At 73.3% G+C, this 20,840-nt stretch carries 13 protein-coding genes; 5 read left to right on the top strand and 8 right to left on the bottom strand.

What is annotated here, in order from left to right; genetic code table 11:
* Positions 1-59 precede the first annotated feature (59 nt).
* Positions 60-497 (bottom strand): DUF4265 domain-containing protein, encoded by a 438-nt coding sequence (locus Cco03nite_RS03915; RefSeq protein ID WP_203688592.1) that lies wholly within the window; start codon positions 495-497, stop codon positions 60-62.
* Between the two features lie 156 nt (positions 498-653).
* On the opposite strand from Cco03nite_RS03915, the gene Cco03nite_RS03910 reads away from it, so the two are divergent.
* Positions 654-2,555, top strand: coding sequence for a M4 family metallopeptidase (locus Cco03nite_RS03910; protein WP_203688590.1), 1,902 nt, complete (start codon positions 654-656; stop codon positions 2,553-2,555).
* A gap of 85 nt (positions 2,556-2,640) precedes the next feature.
* Positions 2,641-3,072, top strand: coding sequence for a Calx-beta domain-containing protein (locus Cco03nite_RS03905; RefSeq protein WP_203688582.1), 432 nt, complete (start codon positions 2,641-2,643; stop codon positions 3,070-3,072).
* 3 nt (positions 3,073-3,075) lie between these two features.
* Here the strand turns inward: Cco03nite_RS03905 and Cco03nite_RS03900 are convergent, their stop codons facing one another.
* The 6 genes from Cco03nite_RS03900 to Cco03nite_RS03875 form a co-directional block, all read right to left on the bottom strand.
* On the bottom strand, positions 3,076-6,264 hold the full coding sequence (locus Cco03nite_RS03900; RefSeq protein WP_203688580.1) for an AfsR/SARP family transcriptional regulator: 3,189 nt from the start codon (positions 6,262-6,264) through the stop codon (positions 3,076-3,078).
* A gap of 203 nt (positions 6,265-6,467) precedes the next feature.
* On the bottom strand, positions 6,468-6,740 hold the full coding sequence (locus Cco03nite_RS03895) for a hypothetical protein (protein WP_203688578.1): 273 nt from the start codon (positions 6,738-6,740) through the stop codon (positions 6,468-6,470).
* 136 nt (positions 6,741-6,876) lie between these two features.
* The gene (locus Cco03nite_RS03890) at positions 6,877-7,293 is read right to left on the bottom strand and encodes a permease-like cell division protein FtsX (protein ID WP_203688576.1); all 417 of its coding nucleotides are present in this window, start codon (positions 7,291-7,293) and stop codon (positions 6,877-6,879) included.
* A 108-nt stretch (positions 7,294-7,401) separates the two neighbouring features.
* The gene (locus tag Cco03nite_RS03885) at positions 7,402-9,720 is read right to left on the bottom strand and encodes a HelD family protein (RefSeq protein ID WP_203688574.1); all 2,319 of its coding nucleotides are present in this window, start codon (positions 9,718-9,720) and stop codon (positions 7,402-7,404) included.
* A 115-nt stretch (positions 9,721-9,835) separates the two neighbouring features.
* The gene (locus tag Cco03nite_RS03880) at positions 9,836-10,576 is read right to left on the bottom strand and encodes a VOC family protein (protein WP_239167091.1); all 741 of its coding nucleotides are present in this window, start codon (positions 10,574-10,576) and stop codon (positions 9,836-9,838) included.
* Between the two features lie 139 nt (positions 10,577-10,715).
* Positions 10,716-15,644, bottom strand: coding sequence for a ThuA domain-containing protein (locus Cco03nite_RS03875; protein ID WP_203688573.1), 4,929 nt, complete (start codon positions 15,642-15,644; stop codon positions 10,716-10,718).
* 247 nt (positions 15,645-15,891) lie between these two features.
* Between Cco03nite_RS03875 and Cco03nite_RS03870 the strand changes: the two genes are divergently transcribed.
* Positions 15,892-16,764, top strand: coding sequence for an amidohydrolase family protein (locus tag Cco03nite_RS03870; RefSeq protein ID WP_203688571.1), 873 nt, complete (start codon positions 15,892-15,894; stop codon positions 16,762-16,764).
* A 106-nt stretch (positions 16,765-16,870) separates the two neighbouring features.
* Here Cco03nite_RS03870 and Cco03nite_RS03865 read toward each other — a convergent pair whose 3' ends face one another.
* Positions 16,871-18,193, bottom strand: coding sequence for a glycosyltransferase family 4 protein (locus Cco03nite_RS03865; RefSeq protein WP_425546889.1), 1,323 nt, complete (start codon positions 18,191-18,193; stop codon positions 16,871-16,873).
* Positions 18,194-18,368: 175 nt separating this feature from the next.
* On the opposite strand from Cco03nite_RS03865, the gene Cco03nite_RS03860 reads away from it, so the two are divergent.
* Both Cco03nite_RS03860 and Cco03nite_RS03855 read left to right on the top strand, forming a co-directional pair.
* A complete protein-coding gene (locus Cco03nite_RS03860) occupies positions 18,369-19,913 on the top strand; it encodes a glycosyltransferase family 2 protein (protein WP_203688569.1) in 1,545 nt (514 codons plus the stop codon).
* Positions 19,914-20,051: 138 nt separating this feature from the next.
* Positions 20,052-20,801 carry a phosphotransferase gene (locus Cco03nite_RS03855; protein ID WP_203688567.1) on the top strand — a complete coding sequence of 250 codons (750 nt, stop codon included), beginning with the start codon at positions 20,052-20,054 and terminating at the stop codon, positions 20,799-20,801.
* Positions 20,802-20,840: the final 39 nt, after the last annotated feature.

Below are 20,840 nucleotides of genomic sequence, written 5' to 3'. Positions count from 1 at the left end.
CGATCACCACGTTGCAGTTTCGCGGAAACTGCAGGAACCGGTTCGGTGCGGCGCCTCGGTCAGGCCGTGCCGAACTGCCATTCCATGCCGGGGATGTGCTCGCCGGCCTCTGACATGATCGCCTCGACGGCGTCGCGGCCCGCCACGGTCGGGACCGTGGCGACGGCGAACTGTCGCTGCGGCGGGGCCTCGACGTAACCGCCGACCGACTCGAAGGCCTTTGCCAGCCACGCCATCGCGTGCTCGTCGAGCGGCGGGTCGGCGTACACCTGCACGCTGTCGTTCGGGCCGCGCCGCACGACGTGGAAGCCGCCCGACGTCAGGGTCAGCACGTCGCCGGCGGCCGCGCCGGTCACCAGGCCGGGGCTGCCGACCAGCTCCACCAGCCCGCCCGGCAGCGCCTTGGCGGGCAGCACCTCGGTGATGAGCTGGCCGTCGGGCTCGGTCGCGGTGAGCCGGACGTGGCCGTACTGGTCGGAGTCGCTTGCCTCGGTCATGGCGAGATCATGCCAGCCGCCCCGCCCCCGGGTAACCCCTGATCGCTGCAGCTTCCTGCACCACGGCCGACCTGCGCCACAACCCTGCCACAACCGCGTGACAGCCGTTCCCCCGTACCCCTGTCACCACTGGCTGACAGGGAAGGGAAGGTCGTCATGAGACGGATATCCGTGGCGCTCGCGGCGGTGCTGCTGTGCGGCAGCGCGGTCGCACTGGCCGCGCCCGCGCAGGCCGCCTCGCCGGAGGAGACGGCGATAGCGCGCGCACAGGAGCTGATCAGGCTCAACCCGGAGGCGGTACGGGCCGCCGGCGGTGACCGCTACGAGGTGTGGCGGGCCACGGTCACCCGGACCGGTTTCGCCCACGTCCGGTTCACCCGGCTGTTTCAGGGCCTGCCCGTGGTCGGCGGCGACTTCGTGGTGCACCTGGCGCCCGACGGCGCCCTCGACGGCTTCTCCGTGTCGCAGGACCGGCCGGTCGCCGTGGCCACCGACCCCCGGGTCACTGCCGCCCAGGCCGCGAGCACGGCCCGCGAGGCGCTGCGGGCGACCGAGGTCGGCACGCCGCAGCTGGTCGTCGACGCGATCGGCGGCGCGGCCAGGCTGGCGTGGCGGGTGCCGGTGACGGCGGCGGCCGGCGAGGCCGACGCGCTCGTCGACGCGGTCGAGCCCCGCGTGCTGCGGGTCAACCCGCTGGACCACACGGTCATCGGCACCGGGCACAGCGTGTACAGCGGCCAGGTGTCGCTGAGCACCTCGCAGGGGATCAACGACTACCGGATGGTCGACCCGCTGCGTGGCAACTCGCGGACCTGCGACATGCAGCACACGGTCGCGGGGCCGTGCGTGACGTTCACCGACATGAACAACGTCTGGGGCGACGGCAACCCGGCGACCAACCAGACCGCGGCCGTGGACGTGCACTACGGCTCGGCCAACACCTGGGACTTCTACCTGAACGTGCTGGGTCGGCACGGCGTGTTCGGTGACGGCGTCGGCATCACCTCGCAGGTGCACCGGGACACCAACTGGGTCAACGCGAGCTGGAGCTCGACGCAGAAGGTCGTGCGCTACGGCGACGGCAGCAACGGACTGCGGCCGCTGGTGTCGCTGGACGTCGTCGGCCACGAGATGTCGCACGGCCTGACCCAGTCCTCGGTGCCGGGCAACCTGACGTACTCGGGGGAGTCCGGCGGGCTCAACGAGGGCACCAGCGACATCCTGGGCGCGATGGCCGAGTTCTACGCGAACAACGCCGCGGACACGCCGGACTACCTGATCGGCGAGGAGTTCGACATCTGGGGCACCGGCGACCCGCTGCGCTACATGTACCAGCCGTCGCTGGACGGGATCTCGAAGGACTGCTGGTACAACGGGGTCGGCAACCTCGACCCGCACCTGTCCTCGGGGGTCACCAACCACTTCTTCTTCCTGGCCGCCGAGGGCAGCGGGGTGACGCCGTACGGCACGAGCCCGACCTGCGACGGCTCGTCGGTCGTCGGCGTCGGCCGGGACCGGGCCACCCAGATCTGGTACCACGCGCTGACGAACTACTTCACCAGCAACGAGACGTTCGCGCAGGCGCGGGCCGACACGCTGGCCGCGACGGCGGAGCTGTACGGCAGGTGCGGCAGCACGTACCGGACCGTGGCGATGGCGTGGGCGGCGGTCGGCGTCGGCACCTACAGCTACCCGTGGAAGCAATGCATCCCGAAGTGGAACCTGGTCTGGGAGGAGTGGCCGCAGCCGCCGTTCCTGGACCCGGGCCCGATCAAGTGGTGGACCAAGGTGCAGGAGAAGGGCACCCTGGAGACCGTCGAGGTCGCCGTCAACCTCACCCACCCGCGCCGCGGTGACCTGCGCCTGGAGCTGGTCTCCCCGGCCGGCCGGTCCTACCTGCTCAAGGCCGCCGACGCCGACGACCGGGCCGCCGACCTGACCGAGGTGTACCAGGTGCGCCTCGGCGGGGTCGCCGAGGTCGGCGAGTGGGCGCTGGTCGTCGAGGACGTCGTCAAGGGCGAGCAGAGCCACCTGCGCGGCTGGAGCCTGCTCTACTGACCGCGAACGTGCCTGGCCGCCGGTCGCAGGGCCGGTGGCCAGGCACACAACCTTTCCACAACCCGGCCTGCCTACCGTGCGGGCCATGACTCGTTTCCTGCGTTGGCTCAGCGTCTCGGCCCTGGCTCTCCTCGCGACCGTCGTGCTGCTGCCGCAGCCCGCGTCCGCCGCCGGCAACCTGTTCTGCGGGACGGACTGCCTGGCGAAGCCCCTCGACGCGATCTGCTGGGAGAAGGAGTGGTGCGCCGTCAAGGTCCAGGTGCAGGGCACACCCGCCAGGGGCACGGTGGTGAACTACCGCACCGCCGACGGGACCGCGGCCGCCCCGGGCGACTTCGTCGCGGTGCCCTCGGCGGAGCTGCCGCTGACGACGAACGGCGTCACCCAGCTGGGCGTGTTCGTGGCCGGTGACGCGGTACGGGAACGCGACGAGACGTTCACGGTCGAGTTCGTCGATCGCGACGGGCGGGTGCTGGCCACCGCGACCGTGGTCGTCCAGGACCCCACCGCGCATTAGCGGTCAGCCGAGGATGCCGGCCAGCGCGTCTGCTTCGGCGGGCGCGTTGGCCTTGCGGTAGAGGTCCACGGCCAGCTGCCACTGCGTACGGGCCTCGGCCGGGTCGCCGCCGCGGCGGGCCAGCTCGCCGAGGTCGCGGGCGATGCAGGCGGCCTCGAAGTGGTCGGGTGCGCGGGCCCGCAGCGCCTGCGCGAGGCGCAGGTAGCCGGCCGCGGCGACGAGGTCGTCGCGCTCCAGGTGGGTGCGGCCGAGGTTGGCCAGCGCACCCGCCTCCAGGTGCCGGTCGGCGATCTCGCGGCTGAGTTCCAGCGCCCGGCCGAACTCGTCCAGCGCCGCGTGGTGGTCGCCGCGGCGCAGGTGCGTCACGCCGATGGTGTTGCGGGTGTCGGCCTCGTGGCGGCGGTCGCCCCGGTGCCGGCGCACCGACAGGGCCTGGCGCAGCCGGTCCAGCGCGGCGTCGAAGTCGCCCAGGGCCGCGTGGGCCTGCCCGAGGCCGCTCAGCGCCGCCGCCTCCAGCCGGGCGTTGCCCAGCTCGCGGGCGGCGGGCAGGGCCCGGTCCAGGTACTCCAGGCTCAACTCGGCGCGTCCCATCCGGACGTACGCGTCGCCGATGTTGTTGAGGCCCAGCGCCACCCCGAGCGCGTTGCCGCTCGCCGTGTGCAGGGCCAGCGCCTGCTGGTACGCCTCCACGGCCGCGTCGTGGCGGCGCAGCCCGGCGTGGGCCACCGCGATGTTGTTGTGCACGTGCCCCTCGCCGCGCGCGTCGCCCGAGCGCCGGGTCAGCGCCAGCGCCGACTGCAGCACGTCCAGCGCCTCGTCGAAACGCCGCGTCATGATCAGGGCCACGCCCAGCCCGCTGCGCATCAGCCCTTCCGCGCCGGGATCGCCGCAGCGGGCCGCGGCGGCGACACCCCAGCGGCACAGCTCGACCCGCTCCGCCCAGTGCCCGCGCGAGTCGAAGAAGCCGGTCAGCAGGTACGTCAGCTGCCAGGCGGCGGTCTCGGGCCCGTGCTCGGCGGCGTGCCGCACGACGGCCTGCATGCCGGCCCGCTCGCCGTCAAGGAAGGCCAGCGCGGCGACCGGGTCGTCGGTGAACGGCAGCTGCGCGGGCGGGAACGCGGGCGCGGCCCGGACCCGGTCCCGGCCCGGGTCGACGAGCCGGTTCGCGGCGTCGGCGACGGCCAGGTGCCAGTCGACGATCCGGGCGAGGGCCTCGTCGCGCGCGGCCGTGGTCTCGTCGGCGGCCGCGCACTCCCGGGCGTACAGGCGCAGCAGGTCGTGGAAGCGGTAGCGGTCCGGGGCCACCTCCGCGACCAGGTGCGCGGACGCCAGCTCCGCCAGCACCCGCCGGGCTGCGGGCAGGGACAGGTCCGCCGCCGCGGCGGCCAGGTGCCCGGTGCACGTGGCGCCCGGGTGCAGGCCCAGCAGCCGGAACAGCCGCGCCGCCGGGGCGGGCAGCGCCCGGTACGCCGAACCGAACACGGTGCGCACCGTGCGGCTGTCGCCGGGCACCGCCAGCTCGTCGAGCCGGTCGTCGCAGACCAGCTCCGCGGCCAGCTCGGCCAGTTCCCGGCCGGGCCGGGCGGCGAGCTTCGCGGCGGCGATCCGCAGCGCGAGCGGCATGCCGCCGCACAGCTCGGCCAGCTCGGCCGCGGCGGCGGGCTCGCGGTCCACCCTGGCCCGGCCGAGCACCTGGGCCAGCAGCGCCACCGCCGCGTGCCGGTCGAGGGCGTCCAGCGCCACCGCGTGCACCGCGTGGTGCACGGCCAGCGCGGTCGGCCGGCTGCGGCTGGTCACCAGCAGCAGGCTCGCCGCGGTCGGCGGCACCAGCGGCAGCACCTGGTCCGGCCCGGCCGCGTTGTCGAGCACCACCAGCATGCGGCGCTCGCTCAGCAGCGTGCGGTACAGCGCCGAGCGGGCGGCCGGGTCGGCGGGGATGCGGCCTGCGGGCACCCCGAGGCTGGCCAGCACCTGCGCCAGCGCCTGCGCGGGCGGCAGCGCGCCGGCCGGGTCGTGGCCGCCGAGGTCGACGTACAGCTGGCCGTCGGGGAAGCGGTGCACGACGGTGTGCGCCCACCGGACGGCGAGCGCGGTCTTGCCCATGCCGCCCGGACCCGCCACGAACGCGATCCGCGGCTGCGGCCCCTCCTGCTCCAGCAGCCGGTCCAGGGCGGACAGCTCGTCGTCGCGGCCGGTGAAGTGCCCCGGCGGCGCGGGCAGCTCGGCGGGCACGGGTTCGGGGCTCGCCGGCTCCGGCGCGATCCCCGCTGGTCCACTCGGCATGGCTGGTGGTGGGGCCGAATCCGCGAGCGCGGCCGGGCGCGGATCAGCCTTGGCGGTGTTCGCGAACGCCGTGGGCGGCCCGGCTTCGGCGGCCGGGCCCGCGACCAGGTCCAGTGCCGGGTCCTCGCGGAGGATCGCGGTGTGCAGCCGTTGCAGGTCGGGGCCGGGGTCGGTGCCGAGCTCGTCGGCGAGGCGGGCGCGCAGCCGCCGGTACGCGTCCAGGGCCTCGGCCGGCCGCCCGCACCGGTACAGGGCCAGCATGGACAGCCCGACCAGGCGTTCGCGGTGCGGGTGCGTCACCAGCAGCCGGTCCAGCTCGCCGAGGGCGCCGCGGTGGCCGCCCAACCGCAGCTCCGCCTCCCACAGGTCCTCCTCGGCGCACAGCCGCACCTCGTTGAGCCGGTCCGCCTCGGCGGCCGCCCAGCCGGTGGGCTCCCCGTCGGCCAGCGCGTCGCCGCGCCACAGGGCCAGCCCTTCGCGCAGCTCACGAACCGCGGACTCGGGGGCGTCGGCACCCAGGTGGCGGCGCGCGGCGGCCACCCGGGACTCGAACAGGTGGGCGTCGACCTCGGTGGCGGGGATGTCGAGCACGTACCCGGCGTGGCGGGTGTGCAGGGCCGCGGGCAGGGCGCAGGCGTCCAGCGCCTGGCGCACCCGGGCGATGTGGCTGTGCAGGGTCTTGACCGCGGTGCGGGGCGGGTCCCAGCCCCAGAGCGCGTCGATGAGGCGGGACTGGTGCACGACGGTGCCCGCGTGCACGGCCAGCACCGCGAGCAGCACCCGCTGGCGTGCGCCGGAGAGCGCGGCGGGCCCATCGAGACCCGCCGCCTCGATGGGCCCGAGGATGCGCACCCCGGTGGCCCGCGCGAGCGTGGGCGCGGCCGCCGGGCGGGCGCCGGTGGCGTTCATGGCCGACTCCCTTCCGCCGTGACGCCGTCACCTCGGGCGCGGTGCGTCCGTCACGTCGCCACCAGGTTGGCAAAGCATCGCCGCATCGGCTCCGGTCTGTCGCGATGACGTCGGTTGTGGAAAGGAACGCCGGATCTGTCGGAGGTGTGTGCCCGCGCCCGCCGGGTCCCGCCCGCAGCGCTGCCGGCCCGTGGCGGCGCGGTTCAGGCGGTCCAGCCGAGCCAGGCCTCACCGGCGCTGATCGCCGCGAACCACACGGCCACCGCGATGACCGGGACCAGCAGCACCAGGAACGGGCTGGTGCGCCACCACCGGATCGCGAGCGCCAGCAGCGCGGCCCAGACCGCGACCAGGACGATCACCGCCCACAGCGGTGCGACCAGTCCGCTGGCCAGGTAGTACGGCAGCAGCACGACCTGCGCCAGGACACCGAGCACCCGGGCGACCTTGGCCAGGACAGACGGCGACTCCGCCATTGGTGACCTCCACGTCGGCCGCGGACCTGTGCCGCGGGTGAGGGAAGCGTGGCAGAGCTGCGCCCCGGCGCGCATCGGCCACCCGGCGGGGTGTGTCCGGGCGCGACGCCTCCGCCGGATGGCGGATGATCGCGGCTCAGTCCGGCGGGGGCTCGTCCTGGTCCCGTACGACGTGGTCGAGGCCTTCCAGCGGCTGCGCGGCCGCCACGAAGCCGTCGGCGTCCGCGTCGGCCGCGAGCGTGACCGTGAACGACTCGGGCAGGTCCGCGGCGCTGATCGAGCCGACCAGCTCGCCGGAGTCGCGATAGGCCTCCCGGAACCTGGCCAGCGCCTGCTCCCGGCTCTCGAACACGAACGCGGCGACCTCCGGCCTGCCGCGCAGCCACGACTCCACCCCGGCGCGCTGCGCCCCGGTGGCGTCCATGGCCAGCTCCAGCCGGACCGTGACGGTCCGCGGCGCGGGGCGCGGCACCGGGGCCTGGTTCACGGGCGCGCCGCAGCCCGCCACGGCCAGTGCGGCGGCGAGCAGCAGGGCGACGAGGCGCGGTCCCACCGGCGCAGTCTACGGCCGCCGGACCGTCCACATCGACCTTTCTCACTCATCCGTGCACCCTGGGCGGTGTCCGGGCCGCCGCGACGAGCGGCCCGGACACCGCCGGGATCAGAACGACAGGTCGCCGTGGTGCAGCACGGTCAGGCGCTGGGTGGGGCGGGTCAGCGCCACGTACAGGTCGCTGTGCCCGCGCGGGGACTCGGCCACGATCGCGCCCGGGTCGGCGATGACGACCGCGTCGAACTCCAGCCCCTTGGCCTGGCGCACGGTCAGCACCACCACCTGGTCGGTCAGCTCGGTCTGCTGCCCGACCCGCGCCTGCGGCGCCGCCGCGGTGACCACCGCGCCCAGCTCGTCGATCCGCCCGCTGGGCACCAGCACGCCGAGCGTGCCGTCGCCGAGCGCGGCGACCTCGCGGCGCACCTCGTCGGCCAGCCGCGCCGCCAGCTCCTGCGGGCCGACCTCGGCCAGCTGCGGGGCCTGCCCGGTGTGGCGCACCGAGCGCGGCGGCTCCAGCGCCGGGTCGATCGACTTGAGCACCTGCCCGGCCAGGTCCATGATCTCGGCGGGCGTGCGGTAGTTGACGGTCAGCTGGGTCAGCCGCCACCGGTCGGCGACGTACGGCTGCAGCACCTGGTCCCAGGAGGAGGTGCCGGCCGGGTCGCCGGTCTGCGCGACGTCCCCGACGACCGTCATCGACCGGCTCGGGCACCGGCGCATCAGCAGCCGCCAGGCCATCGGCGACAGCTCCTGCGCTTCGTCGACGATGACGTGCCCGAACGCCCAGCGACGGTCGGCGGCGGCCCGCTCGGCTGCGGTCAGCCGCCGCTCGTCGGCCTGCCGTTCGCCGAGTTCCAGCGCGCCGAGCACGTCGGCGGCGGTCAGGATCTCCGGATCGATCTCGTCCTCGAGGTCGATGGAGCGGGAGCCGTGCAGGATCTCCAGCGCGCCCTCGGCGTACGCCAGCCGCTGCCGCCGCCGCCGCTCGGCCAGCTCCTCGCTGTCGCGGTCGTCCTCGCCGAGCAGCTCGGCGGCCTCGTCGAGCAGCGGCGCGTCGGCCGGGGTCCACCCGGCGCCGCGGCTGCGCCGCAGCAGGGCCTGCTCGGCCTCGGTGAGCATCGGCGCGGCGGTGGCGATGCGGGCCTCGCTCGCGTACAGGTCGGACAGCAGCCGCTGCGGGGTCAGCACCGGCCACAGCCAGTCCAGCACGGTCTGCACCTTCGGGTCGGCCTGCAGCTCCCGGCGCAGCTCGGCGAGGTCGGCCTCGTCCAGCAGCTGCGGGTCGCCGGGGGCGTCGTCGCCGCCGAGCGGGTCGTCGGCGTACGGGTCGGTGCCGATCCGGTCGGCGAGCTGCTGCGACAGCGCATGGATGATCTCGACGTCGAACAGCGGCCGGGCCAGGTTGTGCGGCTTGCCGCTGCGCCGGGCCACGTCGCGGGCGGCCTCGCAGGCGGCCCGGTCGAGCACGAGCGGCTCGGCGTCGAACTCGACCTCGACGGTCTCGTCGGGCAGCCGCTGCCGGTCGCGTACCGCCTCGGCCAGCACCTCGGCCATCACCGCGCGGCCCTTGACCTCGGCGGTCTCGTCGGGCTCCACGCCGGCGGCGTCGACCCCGGGGAACAGCCCGCCGACGGTGCGCAGCACCACGCCGGTCTCGGCCAGCGACGGCAGCACCTGCGAGATGTACTTCAGGAACGTCGTGTTCGGGCCGACGACCAGCACCGCCCGGGTCGACAGCTCCTGGCGGTACGTGTACAGCAGGTACGCGGCGCGGTGCAGCGCGACGGCGGTCTTGCCGGTGCCCGGCCCGCCCTGGACGACCATGATGCCGTTCAGCCCGGCCCGGATGATGTGGTCCTGCTCGGCCTGGATGGTCTCGACGATGTCGCGCATGCGGCCGGTGCGGCCCGCGTCCATCGCCGCGAACAGCGCGGCCTCGCTGGTCAGGCCCTCGTGGTGGGGTGTGGCCGCGGCGGCGTCGGCCAGGTCGAGCACCTCGTCGTCGAGCGCCGTCACGGTGCGCTCGGCGGTGCGGATGTGCCGCCGCCTCCGCACGCCCTGCGGCGAGGCGGCCGTGGCCAGGTAGAACGCCCGCGACGCGGGGGCGCGCCAGTCGACCAGCAGCGGCTCGTACTCGGCGGACTCGTCGAAGATGCCGATGCGCCCGATGTAGCGGGCGCCCTCCTCGACCAGGTCGAGCCGGCCGAAGCAGAGCCCGCTCTCGACCGCGCCGAGCGAGGCCCGCTGGTCGGTGTACAGGGCGACCGTCGACTCACGCTGCGAGCGCTCCTGCTGTGTGCCGCCTGTCTGCAGCAGTGCCTGCGAGAGCCGGCGTTCGGCCTGATCCCGCAGGCCGTCGAGCCGGCGGTAGAGCTCGGTGACGTACTCCTGCTCGCGGTGAATCTCGTCGGCGACGTCGCTTGACAAACCCGGCTCCTCCGTGTCTATACTGAAGCCCGAACGGACGCTTCAGCGTGCCGTTCTTTTTTGTGCTCGAATCGCCAAAGATACCGCACCGGCCCGCCGCCGCGCAGCCGGGTGATCACCTGGCAGGCAGGCCGCCGGTCTTCGGGTCACGCGCGGTCAGGCAGTAGACGCCCCCGGCCGGGTCACGCATGACGACCCAGCGCGCGCCGTCGGCCACGTGGGTCGCCCCGCACTTCTCGTGCCAGGCCCGCACCCCGTCGATGTCCGAGCAGGCCAGATCCAGGTGCGCGGACGTCGGCCGGTCCTGCTGGAGCCGCTGCAGCAGGATGCGCACCGGCAGCTCGGCCGGCGGGGTCACGACGTGGAACTCCGGCCGCGAACCGAACGAGGACTCCCAGCCGGTCAGCTCGCCCCAGAAGGCGACCTCGGCGTCATAGGCGTCCGGGCCGACGTCGATGCACACCTGGTCGAGGCGGCTGAGCGCGCCGTCGGGCGTCGCGTGTGCCATCGGGCGGCGGAACTCGTCGTGCCAAGGCACCGCGCAGAACAGCATCCCGCCCGGCGAGCGCAGCACCTGGTAGCCGAGGTCGGCGACGTGGGTCGCGCCGAGTGCCACCGCGCGCGCGGCCAGCGCCGCCGGGTCGTCGACGCTGAAGTCGAGGTGCGCGCCACCGCCCTCGTTCACGGCCTGGACCTTCACACAGGCGTCCGCGCCGATCGGCAGCAGCGTCGCGAACTCGGCGTGCTCCCCGCGCCGGGCGGTCAGGTGCGTGCCGGTGACCCGCGACCAGAACGACGCCGCCTCGGTGAACTGTTCGGCGGGCCGATCGATGAAGGCGTACGTCCAGCGGATCACTATTGGTCTCCTAGCCGCGTCGATCTGCCGAGCGTATCGAGCGTATCGGGGAGACCATGTCACACAAGGCCGGTCCCCGGCGCGCCGTGCGATGGCGCGCCGGGGACCGGCTTTCTCGCTGGTGGCCGTCAGGCCGCCGTCACGCCGGAGCGCCGATGACCTGGAAATCCGACAGTTGCGCGGCCGGCCAGCCGGTGTTGGCGGTGAAGGTCAGCCGGACGTGGCGGGCGGTGGTGTTCGCGGGCAGGGTGATCGTCACCGTGTTGCCCGACGGGGTGAACTGGTACGCCGCCGATCCCACGATCGTGGTGAACGTCGACCCGTTGGTGCTGCCCAGCACCGACAGCGTCTGGGTGCGCGCACCCCACGCCGACGGCAGCTTCAGCACGATCGAGCTGAGCGACGCGCTGCCGCCCAGATCCACCGTGATGGACTGCGGGAACGCGTTGTTCGGGCTCTCCCAGTACGAGTTGGCGTCGCCGTCGACCGCGTTGCCCGGCACGTAGTTCTGCACGTGCCCGGCGGTCACCGGCTTGCCCAGCGCCAGGTTGGAGCTGGTCACCGTGGTGCCGGTGCCGGTCAGCCCGACCGCCAGACTCGGGTTCGACGCGCTGCTCGCCACGGTCAGCGTGCCGGTCTTGCCGCCCGCCGAGGTGGGCGCGAACGCCACCGTGACCGTGCAGTTCGCCCCGGGAGCCAGGGCCGACCCGCAGCCGTTGGCCGACAGGCTGAACCCGGTCCCCGACACCGTCACCGACGAGATCGAGGCGGTGGTGCCGCCGGTGTTGCTGATCTGCGTCGTACGGGTCACCGTGCTGCCGACGTTCGTGTTCGGGTACGCGATGCTCGCCGGGTTGGCCGAGAGCGTGGCCGGGGTCTGCACGGTGGTGCCGGTGCCGGTCAGGTTGACCGTCAGCGACGGGTTGCTCGCGTTGCTGGCCACTGTCAGCGTGCCGGTCTTCGCTCCGGCCGAGGTCGGGCTGAAGGTGACCGTCACCGTGCAGGACGCCCCCGCGTTCAGGGTGCCCGTACAGCCGCTCGCGGCGAACTGGCTCGACGCGGACACCGCCGAGATGCTCGCCGCGGCGGTGCCCGTGTTGGTGATCGTCACCGTGGAGCCGCCGCTGGTCGTGCCCACGTTCTGGCTGCCGAAGGCGACCGAGGTGGGGTTCGCGGCCAGCGTCGCCGAGCCGGGCGGGCTGCCGCCGCCGAAGATCTGCAGCTCGGCGACCTGGCTGGCGGGCCAGCCCGTGTTCGCGGTGATGGTCACCCGCAGGTAGCGGACGGACGCCGTGGTGAACGTCGCGGTGGCGGTGTTGCCGGCGGCAGGGTCGAACAGGTAGCCCGCCGACGCCTTCAGCGTGCTGAAGTTCGTCCCGTCGGTGCTGCCCGAGATCGACAGCGTCTGGGTGCGGGCGCCCCACGCCGACGGCGGCGGCAGCTTGAGCGTCACCGAGCTGACCTGCTTGGCGCTGCCCAGGTCGGCCTGCAGCCACTGCGGGAAGGCGTTGTTGTTGGACTCCCAGTAGCTGCCGGTGTTGTCGTCGTTGGCGGCCGAGGCGGGGAAGCCGCCGTTGCTGCTGCTCGCCGACATCGCCGCGCCGATGGCGAGGTTGGTGGTGGCGCTGACCCCGGTGCCGGTCAGCGACACGGTCAGCGGTGACGCGGTGGTCGAGTTCGGCACCGACAGCGTGCCGTTCTGGGCCCCGGCCGCGGTGGGCGCGAAGCGCACGCTCATCGTGCAGGACGCCCCGGCGGCCAGCGAGCTGCCGCAGGTGCTCGTCTGGGTGTACTGGCCGGAGACGGTGACCGAGCCGATGCTCGCCGCCGCCGTGCCCGGGTTGCTGACCGTGACGGTCTGCGCCGCCGTGGTGGTGCCGACGTTCGCCGAGCCGAAGGCCAGGCTGCCCGGCGTGATCTGCAGCTGCGACCCGTCGGCGACGCCCTGGCCGAGGAAGTCGACCCAGTTCACGTTGAAGATCGAACCCTGGCCGGTGTCGCCGGCCGGGTTCTTCGCGACCAGGTACAGCGGGGCGGTGGTGGTGCTCGCGGACAGGGTCGCCGTGACGTCGGTGAAGGTCTGCCAGCCGCCGGTGCCGCCGAAGGTGGCGGTGCCGAGCAGGGTGCCGTTCGGCGCGCCGGTGCGCACCTCGATGCGGCCGCCGGAGCCGGGCGAGGCGACCCGGAAGCGGGCCGAGGTGATGTTGCGCAGGTTCACCGGGGTGTACGACCAGTAGTCGCCGTCCTCGATGAAGCCGATGTTCTGGAAGCCGCCCGCGGTGTCCGTGGTCGTCTCCCGCTGCACGCCCGGGTCGCCGCCGCCGATCGCGCCCGGGGCGCGGCCGGTGCTGTTGAAGAACTCGGCCTGCTTGTGCTTGGGCTGCAGCTTGACGGTGGCCCGGCCGGTCTGCGGCGCGGCGCCGCCCCCGCCCAGGTCGGTGTAGCCGGCCTCGATCACGGCGAAGATGTCCGCGTCGTCGCCGTGGCCGGTGCCCATCGAGGTCTGGATCACCCCGGTGCACCCGGTGTACCCCTGCAGCGGGTGCGCGTGCGCGTCGTGACCCAGGTAGTACTGCACGTTGACCCGGGAGCAGTCGATCGTGCCGTCCTCGGGGTCGGTCACCGTGACGGTGAAGCGCACCTGGTCGCCCCAGGCGAAGAAGCCGCCGTCGGCCGGGGCGGTCAGCGTCACCGTCGGCGCGGTGTTGCCCACGGTGATCGGCACGTTCGCCACGGCGGTACGCCCGCCCGGGTCGCGTACGGTGAGCTGCGCGTTGTAGTTACCCGCCGCCGTGTACGTGTGCGACGGGTTGGCCGCGGTCGAGGTGCCGCCGTCGCCGAACGTCCACGCGTACGTGATCGGCTGCCCGGCCGGGTCACGCGAGCCCGCGCTGGAGAACTGCACGGTCAGCGGCACGCCGCCCGAGGTCGGGTTGCCCGCGGCGACCGCGATCGGGTTCTGGTCCCCGGCGATGTAGTCGATCCGGTAGACGCCCGAGTCGGCGTTGTTGCCGCCGAAGCCGGTGCCCCACTCGATCAGGTACATCGCCCCGTCCGGCCCGAACTCCAGGTCCATCGGCCGCAAGAAGCTCATCGAGCCGAACAGCTGGTTGATGTCGACCAGCGACCTGCCGTTCGCGGTGACCTGCATCGTGTACAGCTTGTTCTGGTTCCACTCGCCGAAGATGGCCTTGCCGTCGAAGTACTGCGGCCACTTGCGGTCCGACGTCGACGCCGCGTTGTAGCGGTACACCGGCCCGCCCATCGGCGCGCCGCCGCCGCCGATCTCCGGGAACAGCGGGTTGCCGCCGTAGTCGTAGTCGACCGTGGCGGGCTGGGCGGGCGGCAGGTTCGTCAGGCCGGTGTTGTTCGGCGAGTTGTTCACCGGCGCGGCGCAGTTGTGCTTCGCGCCCGACGGCCCGGACGGGAACGTGTAGTCGTTGTAGGCGTAGTTGGCGCCGATGCAGTACGGCCAGCCGTAGTTGCCGGCCTGCCCGACGATGTTCCACTCCACGGTGCCCTCGGGGCCCCGATTCGGGTCGGTCGCGCCCGCGTCGGGGCCGTAGTCGGCGACGTACAGCGTGTTGGTCGCCGGGTCGGTGCCGATCCGGAACGGGTTGCGGAAGCCCATCGCGTAGATCTCGGGACGGGTCAGCGCCGTGCCCGGCGCGAACAGGTTGCCGCTCGGGACCGTGTACGTCCCGTCGGCCTGCGGCCTGATCCGCAGGACCTTTCCGCGCAGGTCGTTGGTGTTGCCGGAGCTCTTCTGCGAGTCGAAGTCCGACCGGCCGGCCCGCTCGTCCAGCGGCGCGAACCCGTTCGACTCGAACGGGTTGGTGTTGTCGCCGGTGGCCAGGTAGAGGTTGCCGGCCGCGTCGAAGGTCATCGAGCCGCCCGCGTGGCAGCAGGTGTTGCGCTGCGTGTTGACCTGCAGCAGCACCTTCTCGGTCGCCGTGCTGATCGTGTCCCCGGAGACCGTGAACCGCGAGAGCTGGTTTCGGGCCGTGCCGGTGGTGGGGGAGTAGTACAGGTAGACGAAGCCGTTGCTCGCGAACCCGGGGTCCAGGCGCATGCCGAGCAGGCCGTCCTCGTTGCCGGTGAACACCGGCAGGGTCAGCGCGGTCACCGTGGTGCCGGTGCTCGGCTTGATGATCTGCACGCGGCCGTCGCGCTCGATGTAGAAGACCCGGCCGTCGGCGGCGACGTCGAGTTCCATCGGGTTGCTGGTGTTGCTGTCCAGGCTCACCTTCTGGAAGCTCGCGGTGCTGGTCGCGGTGCAGTCGCCGGCGACCTGGCCCGCGGCCGTGCGGATGCCGCCGAGCAGGTGGTTGAGGAAGTTCGTGTCGCTGTACGCCGCCGCGGTGTGCCCGAGCGCCGTGTACCAGGACCGGCCGCCGTCGTACGGCTTGCACCAGGCGACCGGGTGGTCCGCGCCCATCGCCGAGCCGCCCGGGGCGTAGCTGCGCTCGTCGAGGCTCGCCAGCACGTGCGCGTTCGTCCGGGGGTTCGTCTGGAACGAGTACCACTCGTCGAACCGCGACCACAGCGGCGGCAGGCCCGCCGTCGACGGGTGCGCCGGGTCCTCGACCTTGACGGTGGCGGTCTGCTCGGCCGGGTGGCTGGAGAAGTACGCGCCGACCAGGCTGCCGTACCAGGCCCAGCCGTACTCGGTGTCGGCCGCGGCGTGCACGCCCGCGAAGCCGCCGCCCGCCCGGATGTAGCGCTCGAACGCGGCCTGCTGGGTCGCGTCGAGCACGTCGCCGGTGGTGGACAGGAACACCACGGTGGCGTACTTGGCGAGGTTGGCGTCGTTGAACGCGGTGGCGTCCTCGGTCGCGTCGACGGTGAAGCCGTTCGCGGTGCCGAGGTTGCGGATGGCGGTGACGCCGGTCGGGATCGAGTCGTGGCGGAACCCGGCGGTCTTGGAGAAGACCAGCACCGAGAACGGGGCCGCGTCGGCGCGCTGCGGCAGCGCGAGCAGGCCCACGGCCGCGGCGAGCACGGCGACGGCCAGCAGGCGCAGCAGCCTGGCCAGGGGCGGATGCAGGGACGGTGACGCGAGGGGCATGAAGAGTCTCCTCGTCGGGGGACGGACGGAAACCCCTGGCTCGGGTGAGCGGCCCCGGAGGGGAGCGGTGCGGCGGAACCGTTGCGGCGCTTGCATTGCCCCGATGTTTCGAGGCAGTCACAAATTTGCACCCATGGCGCTGATGCTGTCAACGCGTACCGCAAAATTTGCACGTGCCATGTCGAGATCCTGGAGGCGCCGCGCGTGTCAGCCCCGGTCGCGGGCCTTCGCCCGATACCTTCGGCCGGTGCGGCAGATCCTGGACTGCAACGTCCACCTCTGGGACCAGCGCGACGACCCGGTGTTCTGGCTCTCCGACCGCACCCTGGTCCGCGACATGCTCGGCGACTACAGCTCGCTGCCCGACGTCTACACGCTGGCCGACTACCGGCGGGAGACCTCCGATCACCCGGTGCGCGGCGGCGTCTGGTCCGACGCGGGCGCGGCCGACCCGCTGCACGCCGCCGCCTGGGCCCAGCGCCAGGCCGAGGGCCAGGACTTCGAGCTGTGGCTGGTCACGCTCGCCGACCCGGCGTCGGCCGGCTGGCCCGCGTTCGTCCGCAGCTTCGCCGAGCTGGAGCGTGCCGCCGGGGTCCGGATCCGGCTGGTCGCCGCCCTGGGTGGCACCGCCGCGGCCGACGACGAGCAGGTGACCCGGCACCTCGGCCTGCTGGCCGGGCACGGCCTCACCCTCACCGTCGAGGCCGGCGGCGAGCAGCTCGACCAGGTGCTGCGGATCGCCCGCGCGCTGCCGCAGGTCAGCATCGTGCTCGACCACTTCGGCTGGCCCGGCGACCTGAGCGCGGTAGGGCAACGCGAGCACGCCGCCCGCCTCAAGGCCGTGGCGTCGGCCCCGAACACGGCCACCCGGATCGACGCCCTGGGCACGGTCTTCGGCGACTGGACCGTCGACCGGGTGCGTCCCTGGCTGCTGGCGGCGCTCGACGCGTTCGGGCCGCAGCGCTGCATGCTCGGCTCGGACCTGCCGATCGAGCGGCTGCGCAGCGGCTTCGGCACCCTCTACGACTGCTACACCGAGGTGTTCGCCGACCTCGCCCCGCACGAACTCGACGACCTGTGGCACGGCACGGCCACCCGCTGGTACATCGGCGAGAACTGAGGACCTTCCGTCGAGCGGCTACATCTTCTTCGATGTGCCCACATCAAAGAAGATGTAGCCGCAAACTCCGGCGCCTTTTGCCGCGAGGCGTGACGGCAGCCTCGGGTCAGCGCGGTGCGACCGGCAGCAGGCTCGAGTAGACGTCGTCGAGGACCTCGGCCTGCGCGGCCCAGGTCCAGCTGTCGAGCAGGCCCGGCTTGTCGTACGCGGCGCGGTAGCGCTCCGGGTCGGCGAGCACCTGCTGCGCCGCGCGTACGAAGTCGGCCACGTCGTCGGCGCGGAACACCTCGCCCTGCCCGGAGCCGCGGATCGTCGCGGCCATGGTGCGCACGTCGCTGGCGATGATCGGCAGGCGGGCGTGGGAGTACTCGAAGAACTTGGTGATCAGCGAGATCTCGTGGTTGACGAAGTGCCGGATCGGGATCACCCCGGCGGTCGCCCCGGCCAGGAAGTTCGCCACCTGGGCCGCGGGCACGTAGTCGGTGACGTGCAGCCGGTCGGCCACCCCCAGCTCCGCGGCGCGGGCGATCAGGCCCGTCGCGTACTCGCCGGACGGCGAATTGATCACCATGGCCATGTGCACGCCGGGCAGCGTCGGCAGCGCCTCGACCATGACCCCGAGCCCCCGGGCCGGAGCCGCCGCACCGCTGTACACCAGCAGCGGCACGTCCGGGCCGATGCCGCAGCGCTCCCGCAGGCTCACCTCGGGCGGCTCGCCGCCGGCCGACATGTCGGGGGCGTTCAGCACCACCGCGGGCAGCTCGGCGAGCTTGTGGTCGTGCTGCAGCATCCGCGCCAGCTCGTCGGAGACCGTGATGACCTTGTCGGCGTACCGGGCATACTCGCGCTCGTAGGCCAGGTGCGCGGGCTGCCAGCGGTAGTTGTCGCGCCAGGGGCGCACGCCCGGCAGGTACTCGTGCGCGTCCCAGATCAGCTTGACGTCGCGGCCGTGGTGGCGGGCGCGGGCCGCGGCCCGCGCGCCGACCCCGATCATGCGGAAGTCGTGCGCGTGGATGATGTCGGGCTGCAGCTCGTCGATGACCGGCCCGAACTTGTTGTCGAAGCCGATCAGGCCGGGCTCCAGCTTGCGCCACGCGCGGTCGCCCATGCGCTGCATCCAGTACCGGGTGATCACCCAGTCGGCGGGGCGGCGCACCCGGCGCACCGAGGGCGGCAGCTCCTGCCAGCGCCGCCGCAGCCCGCCCGCCGCGCCCCGGGCGCGTGCACTGCCCGGCAGCAGGCGCACCCGCGCGCCGCCGATCATCCACTCGCGGGCCTCGTGGTCGGGGGACAGCCCGAGCAGGGTCGTGTCCCAGCCGGCCTCGGCCGCGGAGCGGGCGGTCTTCTGGACCCGTGAGTCGCCGTTGACCGCGTTGTCGACCAGCATGACGACACGTCCCCGGCCGCCCTCGCGACGTTCGACTCCCATGGTCCGCCCTTCTTCAGTTGCCTGCACGGGGCGCGCCTCAAGCCGGCCTGCCGGAGCAGGGCTCCGCTCCTGATCTACGCGCGCTGCCGGCCTATTGTTACCGTAGTCGCCAGCAAGCCGCACCCGGGTGTCTCCACGCTGACCCCCGCACATGCCGAGCGCCGGAGGCCCCGCAGTGACCGCAGTCGACGTCAGTGTCATCGTGCCGGTGTACAACACGATGCCTGACCTGCGCCGCTGCCTGAATTCCCTGGTCAACCAGACCATCGGCCAGGACCGCATGGAGATCATCGCGGTCGACGACGGCTCCACCGACGGCAGCCCGGCTGAGCTGGCCCGCTTCGCCGAGCGATACCCCTCGGTGAAGGTGATCCGCCAGCCCAACTCCGGCGGCCCGGCCAGCCCGTGCAACCACGGCCTGCGGCTGGCGACCGGCCGGTTCGTCTTCTTCGTCGGGGCCGACGACTACCTCGGCCCGGAGGCCCTGGAGCGGCTGGTCGACGCCGCCGACCGGTACGGCTCCGAGGTCGTGCTCGGCAAGACCGTCGGCGTCAACAGCCGCTTCATCTACCAGCAGGTCTTCGCCCGCAACGAGGCGGAGATCAGCTTCGCCGGCTCGGGGCTGCCCTGGTCGCTGGCCAACATCAAGCTGTTCTCCCGGGACCTGATCGAGCGGCACGGCATCCGCTACTTCGAGGACATGCCGATCGGCAGCGACTTCCCGTTCACGCTGGAAGCCTGCTTCCGGGCGTCGCGGATCTCGGTCGTCGCCGACTACGACTGCTACTTCGCAGTCCGCCGGCTCAACGAGCAGAACGTCACCCACCTCAGCAAGGCCGCCGACCGGCTCTACTGCCTGCGGCGGCTGACCGAGTTCACCGCCGGGCTGATGCCGGCCGGCAAGGACCGCGACGCCGTGCTGTCCCGGCTGTTCGCGCTCGAGGTCGCCGTGATCCTGCGCGACGACCTGCGCACCGTGGACCGGTCCGTGCAGCAGGCGGTGCACGAGTGCGTACGCGAGCTCGCCGACAAGTACCTGACCGCCGAGACCGGCGCGGAGCTGGAGGTCGAGACCCGGCTGCGCATCGCCGTCGCCCAGGCCGGCACCGTCGACGACCTGCTCGCCGTGATCCGCCAGGACGTGGAGCAGGGCATCGCCCGCATCGTCGTCGAAGGCGACCGCTGGTACGCCGCCTACCCGGGCTTCCGCACCCCCGGCTCGTCGCTGCCGGACGAGGTCTTCGAGGTCACCGCGCACGCCGCCGGCTGGGCCGCGAAACTCGACGCCACCCAGGCGGTGTGGCGGCGCACCGCCGACGGCGCGACCGTGCTCGCCGTCACCGCCCGCAGCCCGCTGCCCGACCTCGCCTCGTACGGCGAGATCGCCGTGTACGCCGAGGACCTGACCGCGGCGGTCCAGGTCACCGAGCACCGTCCGGCGACCGTCGTGCAGGCCGAGTTCCGCGTCGCCGACGTCGTGCGCGCCAGCTCCGTCACCGGTCAGCGCCGCTCGGTGCGGGTGCGGGTGCACGCCCGCGGCCAGGAGGGCTCCGCCCCGCTGCGCGCCGCCGGCCTGCGCCTGCCCCGCCCGGTGATCTGGCGGCGCGGCCTGCGCATGTACGCCGTCACCCCCGCCAAGGACCCCTCCGGCCGCCTCATGCTCTCCGTCGTCCCGATGACCCCCGGCCGCATCATGGCCCGCCTCACCCGCCGCCGCTGACCCACCCCCCACCTGCCGCAACTCTTAAAGACTCGCGCCTTCAGATTCCTGGCGAAGGCGCAAGTCCGTAAGAGTTGCGACCCGGCTGGGGCGGGTATCCGGTTGCGGTGGGTGGGCGGAGGCGTTGAGGATCATCGGGTGGTCGAGGGTGAAGAGGCGCTGGTCGGGAATGTGACCTCAGGCGTCGTGCGGGTCGGGGCGACGGTGCGGCGGCCTGCCGGGCCGTGGACCGAGGGCGTGGACGCGTTCCTGGAGCACCTGCGCGAGGCCGGGTTCACCGGGGCGCCCCGGCCGCTCGGCCGGGACGAGCAGGGCCGCCAGGTGCTGGAGTACGTGCCCGGCGAGATGGGCGACGCGACCGGGACGTACACCCTGGTGGAGCTCGCCGAGATCGGCCGGATGCAGCGCGCCCTGCACGACGCCGCCGTGAGCTTCGTCGCGCCGTCCGCGACCCGGTGGGAGTCGCCGATTCCGCCCGACCGCGCCGAGCTGATCTGCCACAACGACGTCTCGCCGTGGAACCTGGTCCGCGCCGACCGCGGCTGGGTGCTGATCGACTGGGACAACGTGGCGCCGAGTTCGCGCCTGTGGGACCTGGCCTACGCGGCGCAGAGCATGGCCGGGATGAGCCCGCGCCGCGACCCGGCCGAGTCGGCCGCCCGGCTGCGCGCCTACACCGGCGGCTACGGCCTCGACCCGGCGTTCGGCCCCGAACTGGCCGTGCTGCTCGGCCACCGGGCGCGGGCCATGTACCACCTGCTGGAGACCGGGTTCCGGGAGAACCGGCAGCCCTGGGCACGGATCTTCGCCGAGGACGGCCCGTACTGGCGCGACACCGCCGACTACCTCGACGCCCACGTCCCCGTCTGGGCCGCCGCGCTCGCCTGAGGACCGCGCCGTCCCGAGCGGCGGCCTGACCGAGCGGTG

The sequence above is a fragment of the Catellatospora coxensis genome, assembly GCF_016862635.1.
Classification (GTDB): domain Bacteria; phylum Actinomycetota; class Actinomycetes; order Mycobacteriales; family Micromonosporaceae; genus Catellatospora; species Catellatospora coxensis.
Note: the sequence above shows the minus strand (reverse complement) of the source record. Positions and strands in the feature narration are given on the sequence as shown.